6 protein-coding genes are annotated in these 7983 nt (G+C 53.5%); 4 read left to right on the top strand and 2 right to left on the bottom strand.

Features of this window, described 5'->3' with window-relative positions; all coding sequences use genetic code 11:
* Window positions 1–55: 55 nt before the first annotated feature.
* Together nirD and nirB are read right to left on the bottom strand one after the other, a co-directional pair.
* On the bottom strand, window positions 56–400 hold the full coding sequence (gene nirD / locus GW590_RS16585; RefSeq protein ID WP_169404175.1) for a nitrite reductase small subunit NirD: 345 nt from the start codon (window positions 398–400) through the stop codon (window positions 56–58).
* Complete coding sequence (gene nirB, locus GW590_RS16590) at window positions 397–2961, bottom strand: nitrite reductase large subunit NirB (RefSeq protein ID WP_169404177.1); 2565 nt, start codon at window positions 2959–2961, stop codon at window positions 397–399. Before nirB ends, nirD begins: the two co-directional genes overlap by 4 nt.
* 276 nt (window positions 2962–3237) lie before the next feature.
* Here nirB and GW590_RS16595 point away from each other — a divergent pair, with 276 nt between their 5' ends.
* From GW590_RS16595 to argD, 4 genes are all read left to right on the top strand, one after another.
* Window positions 3238–4521, top strand: coding sequence for a cytosine deaminase (locus GW590_RS16595; protein WP_169404178.1), 1284 nt, complete (start codon window positions 3238–3240; stop codon window positions 4519–4521).
* 113 nt (window positions 4522–4634) lie between these two features.
* Window positions 4635–5213 (top strand): peptidylprolyl isomerase A, encoded by a 579-nt coding sequence (gene ppiA, locus GW590_RS16600; protein WP_169404180.1) that lies wholly within the window; start codon window positions 4635–4637, stop codon window positions 5211–5213.
* A 137-nt stretch (window positions 5214–5350) separates the two neighbouring features.
* A complete protein-coding gene (locus GW590_RS16605) occupies window positions 5351–5926 on the top strand; it encodes an aminodeoxychorismate synthase component II (protein WP_169404201.1) in 576 nt (191 codons plus the stop codon).
* Window positions 5927–6068: 142 nt separating this feature from the next.
* On the top strand, window positions 6069–7280 hold the full coding sequence (argD, locus tag GW590_RS16610) for a bifunctional acetylornithine/succinyldiaminopimelate transaminase (protein WP_169404181.1): 1212 nt from the start codon (window positions 6069–6071) through the stop codon (window positions 7278–7280).
* The last annotated feature ends 703 nt before the right edge of the window (window positions 7281–7983 follow it).

Raw genomic sequence — 7983 nt, forward strand, 5'->3', positions numbered from 1 at the left:
TCGGCGCCGCCGGGCAGTGCCGATTTTATCAGTAATACCCCGCAGGTTGCCGGGATTATTGCGCTGCTAACTGCGCAGTATTAATTTGCACTTTTCCCTGGTCAACCCTGACCTGATAGCTGGCGATACTTCGGCTCTCATCTTCCATACACAGGCCATCCTGCAGACGGAAATGCTGTTTTTTTAGCGGACTGGCCACCCACAGCTCGCCCTGATGCTCGCCGATAATCCCGCGCGACAGCACGCTGGCCTGCGCAAAGGGGTCGATATTGCTGAGGGCAAAAACCTGCTGCTGATCGTGGGGACGAAACAGCGCGATCTGCCGGTCGTCAACCAGCGCACACAGGCCGCTGCCGGGTAAAATATCTTCGATGGAACAAAGTGTCAGCCACGAGTTCATACAGTCTTTTCTCCGCTTGAGATTGGCGTGTCAATAAGCTTTACGGCGATGCGTTCTTGCGGCCGGGCCGGGCGATGCTGGTCACGTTCGTCGACAAACTGCAGCAGAGGGTCGCGTTGGCTGCTGTTGATAAAGTGGCTGAAGCGGCGCTGCGCCTGGGGATTGTCCAGCGTCTGCTGCCATTCACAGCCACTGAGTTCACGCAGGCGCAGGATCTCTGCTTCAAGCTGCGCGTTGAGCTTTAGTTTGTCATCGACGATCACGCTGCGTAGATAATCGATACCGCCTTCCAGGCTTTCGAGCCAGACGGAGGTGCGCTGCAATTTATCGGCGGTGCGAATATAGAACATCATAAATCGGTCCAGATAGCGCAACAGCGTCTGGTTATCGAGATCGGCAGCCAGCAGATCGCCATGGCGCGGTTTCATGCCGCCGTTGCCACAGACATACAGATTCCAGCCGTTTTCGGTGGCGATAATGCCCACGTCTTTGCCCTGTGCCTCGGCGCATTCGCGAGTACAGCCGGAGACACCAAATTTCATCTTGTGTGGCGTGCGGATGCCTTTGTAGCGGTTTTCCAGTTCAATACCAAAGCCCAGGCTGTCACCGACGCCAAAACGGCACCAGGTGCTGCCGACGCAGGTTTTTGCCATACGCAGGGCTTTGGCATAGGCCTGTCCGGTTTCAAAACCGGCGGCGATTAATTTTGCCCAAATAGCCGGAAGATCGTCTTTCTGCACGCCAAACATGCCAATTCTCTGTGAACCGGTAATTTTAGTGTAGAGATTATACTCGGCAGCAATCTCGCCAATCGCCTGCAACCCCTGAGGGGTAATTTCCCCGCCGGGGGAGCGTGGGATCACCGAGTAACTGCCATCTTTTTGCATATTGGCCAAAAAGATATCGTTGGTGTCCTGGAGCTGGGTATGTTGCGGACTAAGCACATAGTCATTCCAGCAGGATGCCAGCAGCGAGCCGACGGTGGGTTTGCAGACTTCACAGCCGTAGCCCTGGCCATATTTTTGCAGTAGTTGCTCAAAGCTGTGGATCTTTTCGACGCGGATCAGGTGATACAGCTCCTGTCGCGGATAGGCAAAGTGCTCGCACAGGTGATGATTCACCTCAATGCCCTGCTGCGCCAACTGGGCGTTCAGCACCTGGGTGACTAATGGAATACAGCCACCACAGCCGGTTCCCGCTTTGGTATGGGATTTGATAGCGGCAACCGTATGGCAACCGGCCTGCACGGCGGCGATGATATCGCCCTTGCTGACGTCAAAGCAGGAGCAGATTTGCGCGCTATCGGGCAGCGCATCGGTACCGAGGGCGGCACCGGCGTTACCGGCATGGGCTGGCAGTATCAGTGTATCCGGGTTTTCCGGTAGCGGCAGACGGTTGAGCACTATTTGCAGCAGATTGCCATAATCGCGGGTATCGCCAACCAATACGGCACCGAGCAGAGTCTGGTTATCTTCACTGACAATCAGACGTTTATACAGTGACTTGTTTTCGTCGAGATAGACATAGCTGCGCGCGCCCGGCGTTCGGCCATGGGCATCGCCAATACCGGCAACGTCAACGCCCATCAGCTTGAGTTTGGCGCTCATATCGGCACCGGTAAAGGCATTCTCCTTGCCGAGCAGATGATCGGCGGCCACCTGGGCCATTTTGTAGCCGGGGGCCACCAGCCCATAGGCGCGCTCGTTCCAGGCGGCGCATTCACCAATGGCGTAAATATCGGCATCACTGGTCTGGCATTGGTCATTAATGGCGATGCCGCCGCGTGGCGCCAGCGCAAGGCCGCACTGCCGTGCCAGTTTGTCCTGCGGGCGAATACCGGTAGAGAAGACCACAAAATCAACTTCCAGCGCGCTGCCGTCGGCAAACTGCATAGTCTTGCGTGCCGATTCGCCGCCTTTGATAATTTCCCGGGTATTTTTTGCGGTATGGACTTTAACACCCATCGCTTCGATTTTCTCACGCAGCTGGTTGGCGCCCATCTCATCGAGCTGTTCACTCATTAAACCGGGGGCAAACTCTACCACGTGGGTTTCCATGCCGAGGTTCTTTAAGGCACCTGCTGCCTCGAGTCCCAGCAATCCGCCGCCTACCACCGCCCCGCGCTTGCTGCGGCGGGCACAGGCCTGGATAGCATTGAGATCTTCAATCGTCCGGTACACAAAGCAGTCTTCGCCGTCGGCTCCCTTGATGGGGGGCACCCAGGGGTAGGATCCGGTGGCAATAATCAGTTTGTCATAATGCAACTCGCGGCCATTGCTGGAGTGGATCACTTTTTCTTGGCGATTAAGCGTAATGGCACGTTCGCCAATCAGCACTTCAACCTGATTTTTGGCGTAGAAATCTTGACTGACCAGTGACAGCTCTTCCGGGGTATGGTGCAGAAAGTAGGATGAAAGATGGACGCGGTCGTAGGCGACGCGCGGTTCTTCGCAAAAAACAGTAATATCGAACTGGCCGGGGGCGGCTTTATCCAGGATTGCTTCAATAAAGCGATGGCCAACCATACCGTTGCCAATAATCGCGAGTTTGAGTTTGCGCATTTTTGCCTCAAAATTGATGTTTATGCGCTCAACATATCTCCTTGCAATGATGGGGTGTTGATGCAAATCAAGGCTCTTATTTATCTACCCACTAGGTGGTATTTTCCTGATTTGACTGTATTTTTTTACTTTTATGGTTTTATCCCTGCTTTTTAACCACTTAATGGTAAGCATTGAAATAACCGACAATCAATGGCGGGTGCTGGCCGTCGGGCAGCGGTATCGGCTATTGTTGAACCAAGAGAGAAAATACCCACCAGGGCGAGAGAGGTAAAAGTGACACAAACCAGCCTGCGGGCGATCAAAAATGTACGTCTGCCTTGTCGCGAGGGGCTTTGGCAGATCGATATCGAGCAGGGCAAGATCCTGCAGATTATCAGTCAGCCTGGCGATGAGTTGCAGGGCGAGGGGATCCTCGATGCTCAGGGCGGTCTGGCGTTACCTCCCTTTGTTGAGCCGCATATCCATCTGGATACCACGCAAACGGCGGGGGAGCCCGCCTGGAACCTTTCCGGCACCCTGTTTGAGGGGATAGAGCGCTGGGCCGAGCGTAAGGCGCTGCTGACCCATGAAGATGTCAAGGCGCGCGCCTGGCTCACCCTGAAGTGGCAGATTGCCAACGGCATTCAGCATGTCAGGACCCACGTTGATGTCTCCGACCCGACCTTGACCGCGCTAAAAGCCATGCTGGAGGTCAAACAGGAGGTCGCTCCCTGGGTCGATCTGCAAATTGTCGCCTTTCCACAGGAAGGGATTATCTCTTACCCCAATGGTGAAGCATTGCTGGAGCAGGCATTGCAGCTGGGGGCCGATGTGGTGGGAGCCATTCCGCATTTTGAATTTACCCGCGAATATGGCGTCGAGTCATTGCATAAAGCCTTTGCTCTGGCGCAAAAGTATCAGCGCCTGGTGGATGTGCACTGCGATGAAATTGATGATGAACAGTCGCGTTTTGTCGAGACCGTCGCCGCACTGGCACATCGCGAGGGTATGGGCGCCCGCGTCACGGCCAGCCATACTACGGCGATGCACTCTTACAATGGTGCTTATACCTCGAGGCTATTTCGGCTGCTGAAGCTTTCCGGCATTAATTTTGTCGCTAATCCGCTGGTCAATATTCATTTGCAGGGGCGATTTGACAGCTACCCGAAACGTCGCGGTATCACGCGGGTGAAGGAGATGCTGGAGGCCGGGATTAACGTCTGCTTTGGCCACGATGATGTCTTTGATCCCTGGTATCCCCTCGGCACCGCCAATATGTTGCAGGTATTGCATATGGGTCTGCATATTTGTCAGTTGATGGGCTATGAGCAGATCAACGAAGGGCTGAATCTGATCACCACCCACAGCGCGCGAACCCTGAATTTAGCGGAATACGGCATCAAGCCGGGTTATGCCGCCAGCCTGATTATCCTGCCCGCAGAAAACGGGTTTGATGCGCTGCGTCGACAGACGCCGTTGAGATATTCTGTACGTCAGGGAAGATTGATTGCCCAAACACAACCGGCGCAAACCATTATTCATATGGATAAGTCGGAGATTATTGATTTTAAGCGTTAATTTTACTGGTTTCGAGGATTTTACGTAAATAACAGTAAAGGTGTGGCGCGATGGGGTGAGGGTCTTTAGAATCAATGCGTTTTGTGGCTTGCCTATTGGAGAAAGGAACCGTCATGTTTAAACGTACTTTAGTGACCTTCACAGCTTTACTGTCCCTCACCGCTATGGCACCTGCGGCTATTGCCGCCAAGGCCAAGGCAGAGACCCATGTGCTGTTGACCACATCAGCGGGCAATATCGAGTTAGAGCTCGACAATGCGAAGGCACCGGTTTCTGTTAAGAATTTTGTGGATTATGTGCAAAGTGGTTTTTATAACAACACCATTTTTCATCGCGTGATCCCGGGTTTTATGGTGCAGGGCGGTGGATTTACCGGCAATATGCAGCAAAAAAGCACCAATGCGCCGATCAAAAATGAGGCGGATAATGGCTTGCGCAACCTGCGTGGCACCATTTCGATGGCGCGCACGGCAGATAAAGACAGCGCCACCAGCCAGTTCTTTTTGAACGTGGCTGATAATGCCTTCCTTGACCACGGTCAGCGCGACTTTGGTTATGCTGTATTTGGTAAAATCGTCAAAGGCATGGATGTGGTAGATAAGATCTCTTCGGTTAAAACCGATAACGTCGGGCCTTATCAAAACGTTCCTTCAACGCCGATTGTGCTGCTCTCTGCCAAGGTTCTGCCATAACGATCCTCCAGGTTGACGCCACAAGGCTGCTCGCGTTATTTTGCGGGCAGCCGGGTTGACAGCAAAACTCTGCTTGTCGCCGCTGAAAGTCGGTAGCATGATCCGGCACAATGCAAACTTTGTTGACCCGGAAAACCATGCTGCTGTTGATCGATAACTATGACTCCTTCACCTACAACCTTTACCAATATTTTTGCGAGTTAGGTGCCGACGTATTGGTAAAACGTAACGATGAGCTGCAACTGAGCGACATCGCCAGGCTGGCCCCGCGGCAGCTGGTTATCTCGCCCGGACCCTGCACGCCCAATGAGGCGGGGATCTCCCTTGCTGCCATTGCCCATTTTGCCGATAGCCTGCCTATTTTGGGGGTCTGCCTGGGACATCAGGCGCTGGCTCAGAGCTTTGGTGGTGAAGTAGTGCGCGCGCGCCAGGTAATGCATGGCAAAACCTCGGCTATTGAGCACGATGGCAGTGGGCTGTTTGCCGGTTTACATCATCCGCTGACGGTCACTCGCTATCATTCGCTGGTGGTCAAACCCGACTCGTTACCCTCCTGTTTTGCCATCACTGCCTGGACCGGCGACGCCGACCGACCTGACGAAATCATGGGCATAGCTCATCGACAGTTGCCGCTGCATGGCGTGCAGTTTCACCCGGAAAGTATTCTCAGTGAACAAGGGCATCAGCTGCTCGACAATTTCCTTAAAATTTAACGCATTAAAAATTACTTACATCAAAAGGGCGATTTCCATTTGCCTGCGAGTGATTTTTTATGCATATTTTGTGATTATATTTTCACATTCATGGCGAGTGTGAATTCCTGGTAGTCGCGGTCGCGCAAAGGAGAGATGGGCAATGACAGAAAAAACAGCGGTAAGTCGTGATGCATTTGATCGGGTAATTTTGCCGGTTTATTCACCAGCCAAGTTTATTCCGGTCAGAGGTAAAGGCAGTCGCGTGTGGGATCAGCAGGGCACCGAGTATATTGATTTCGCTGGCGGCATTGCGGTCACGGCTCTGGGGCATTGCCATCCGGCGCTGGTGGCAGCGTTGCATAAGCAGGGTGAGACTCTGTGGCATGTAAGTAACGTGTTTACCAATGAACCTGCGCTGCGTCTGGCACAAAAGCTGATTGATGCCACCTTTGCCGATCGCGTGTTTTTTGCCAACTCCGGCGCGGAAGCCAACGAAGCGGCGTTTAAACTGGCGCGTTATTACGCGTCGTCCAAACATAGCCCGTACAAAAGCAAGATCATTGCCTTTCATAATGCTTTCCACGGCCGTACCTTGTTTACGGTATCTGTCGGTGGGCAGCCGAAATACTCTGACGGTTTTGGTCCTAAACCGGCAGATATTGTCCATGTACCTTTTAACGATCTGGCAGCGGTTAAAGCGGTTATTGATGATCACACCTGTGCGATTGTGGTTGAGCCGATCCAGGGTGAAGGCGGCGTAGTCCCCGCCGATCCTGCCTTTTTGCAGGGTCTGCGCGATCTTTGCGACCAACATCAGGCGCTGTTGGTCTTTGATGAAGTGCAAAGTGGTATGGGGCGCAGTGGCAAGCTGTTCAGCTATATGCATTACGGCGTGACGCCGGATATTCTGACCACCGCCAAGGCGCTGGGCGGCGGCTTCCCGGTCAGTGCGATGCTTACTACGGAGGAGATCGCTTCGGTGATGTCACCTGGCAAACATGGCACCACTTACGGGGGTAATCCGCTGGCCTGCGCGGTTGCGGAAGCGGCGCTGGAAGTCATTAATACGCCAGAGGTGCTGGCGGGTATTGAGGAGCGTCGTCAACAATTTATTCAGGCGCTGGAAGCGATTAACGCCAAGTATCATGTTTTCAGTGAGTTCCGTGGTCAGGGATTGTTAATTGGTGCCGAACTGTCAGAAAAGTACAAAAACCGCGCCGGGGAATTCCATACTGCGGCGGCAGAATGCGGTTTGATGATGCTGGTCGCCGGCCCTAACGTTATGCGTTTTGCCCCGTCACTGGTGATTGATTTTGCTGATATTGCGGAGGGGATGGCGCGGTTGGAGAAGGCTATAGGGATGGTTGCTTAAATTTTGGGCTTAAGTGTCAATTTATAGTTTTAAAATCAATTGGCTATGAGGAGCTGTTTCGGTTTTATAATTGCGGTGGCCGCTTAACCCGCTGTGCCGAACCGAGTTAAGGAGCGCTGGCCCGCTCCTTAACAATCCTGGGCCTTTTGGTGTTGTTGATGCGTCTGCTGCCTATTACCGGCTATGTTTCAGTGACTCCGTGTGTGGCACGAGCCGCGCTGCTGCGCAGTCCCCTTGCTCGGTCGGGAGCCAAAAGCGTCTCCCTCCGCTTCGCGCGGCGCCGTCTCTGACTGTGCCAGCAAACTATACACACCGTGCCGGTTTGGCTTAAATGGCAATTTTTGGTTTTAACGTCAATTGGCTATGAGGGGCTGTTTCGGGTTGGGCTTAAATGGCAATTTGTGGCTTAAAGTCAATGTGCTATGAGGAGTTGTTTCGGTTTTATAATAGCAGTGGCAGCTTAACCGACTGTGCCGAACCGAGTTAAGGAGCGCTGGCCCGCTCCTTAACAATCCTGGGCCTTTTGGTGTTGTTGATTTGTCTGCTGCCTATTACCGGCTATGTTTCAGTAACCCCGAGTGTGGCACGAGCCGCGCTGCTGCGCAGTCCCCTTGCTCGGTCGGGAGCCAAAAACGTCTCCCTCCGCTTCGCGCGGCGCCGTCTCTGAATGTGCCAGTCAGCATGTCTTAAATGGCAATTTTCT

The organism is Rouxiella aceris (assembly GCF_012933545.1).
GTDB lineage: Bacteria > Pseudomonadota > Gammaproteobacteria > Enterobacterales > Enterobacteriaceae > Rouxiella > Rouxiella aceris.

Bases quoted from the DNA above. Each gene is read 5' to 3' on its own strand.
- nirD (WP_169404175.1), bottom strand. From the start codon at position 400: ATGAACTCGTGGCTGACACTTTGTTCCATCGAAGATATTTTACCCGGC.
- nirB (WP_169404177.1), bottom strand. From the start codon at position 2,961: ATGCGCAAACTCAAACTCGCGATTATTGGCAACGGTATGGTTGGCCAT.
- ppiA (WP_169404180.1), top strand. From the start codon at position 4,635: ATGTTTAAACGTACTTTAGTGACCTTCACAGCTTTACTGTCCCTCACC.
- GW590_RS16605 (WP_169404201.1), top strand. From the start codon at position 5,351: ATGCTGCTGTTGATCGATAACTATGACTCCTTCACCTACAACCTTTAC.
- argD (WP_169404181.1), top strand. From the start codon at position 6,069: ATGACAGAAAAAACAGCGGTAAGTCGTGATGCATTTGATCGGGTAATT.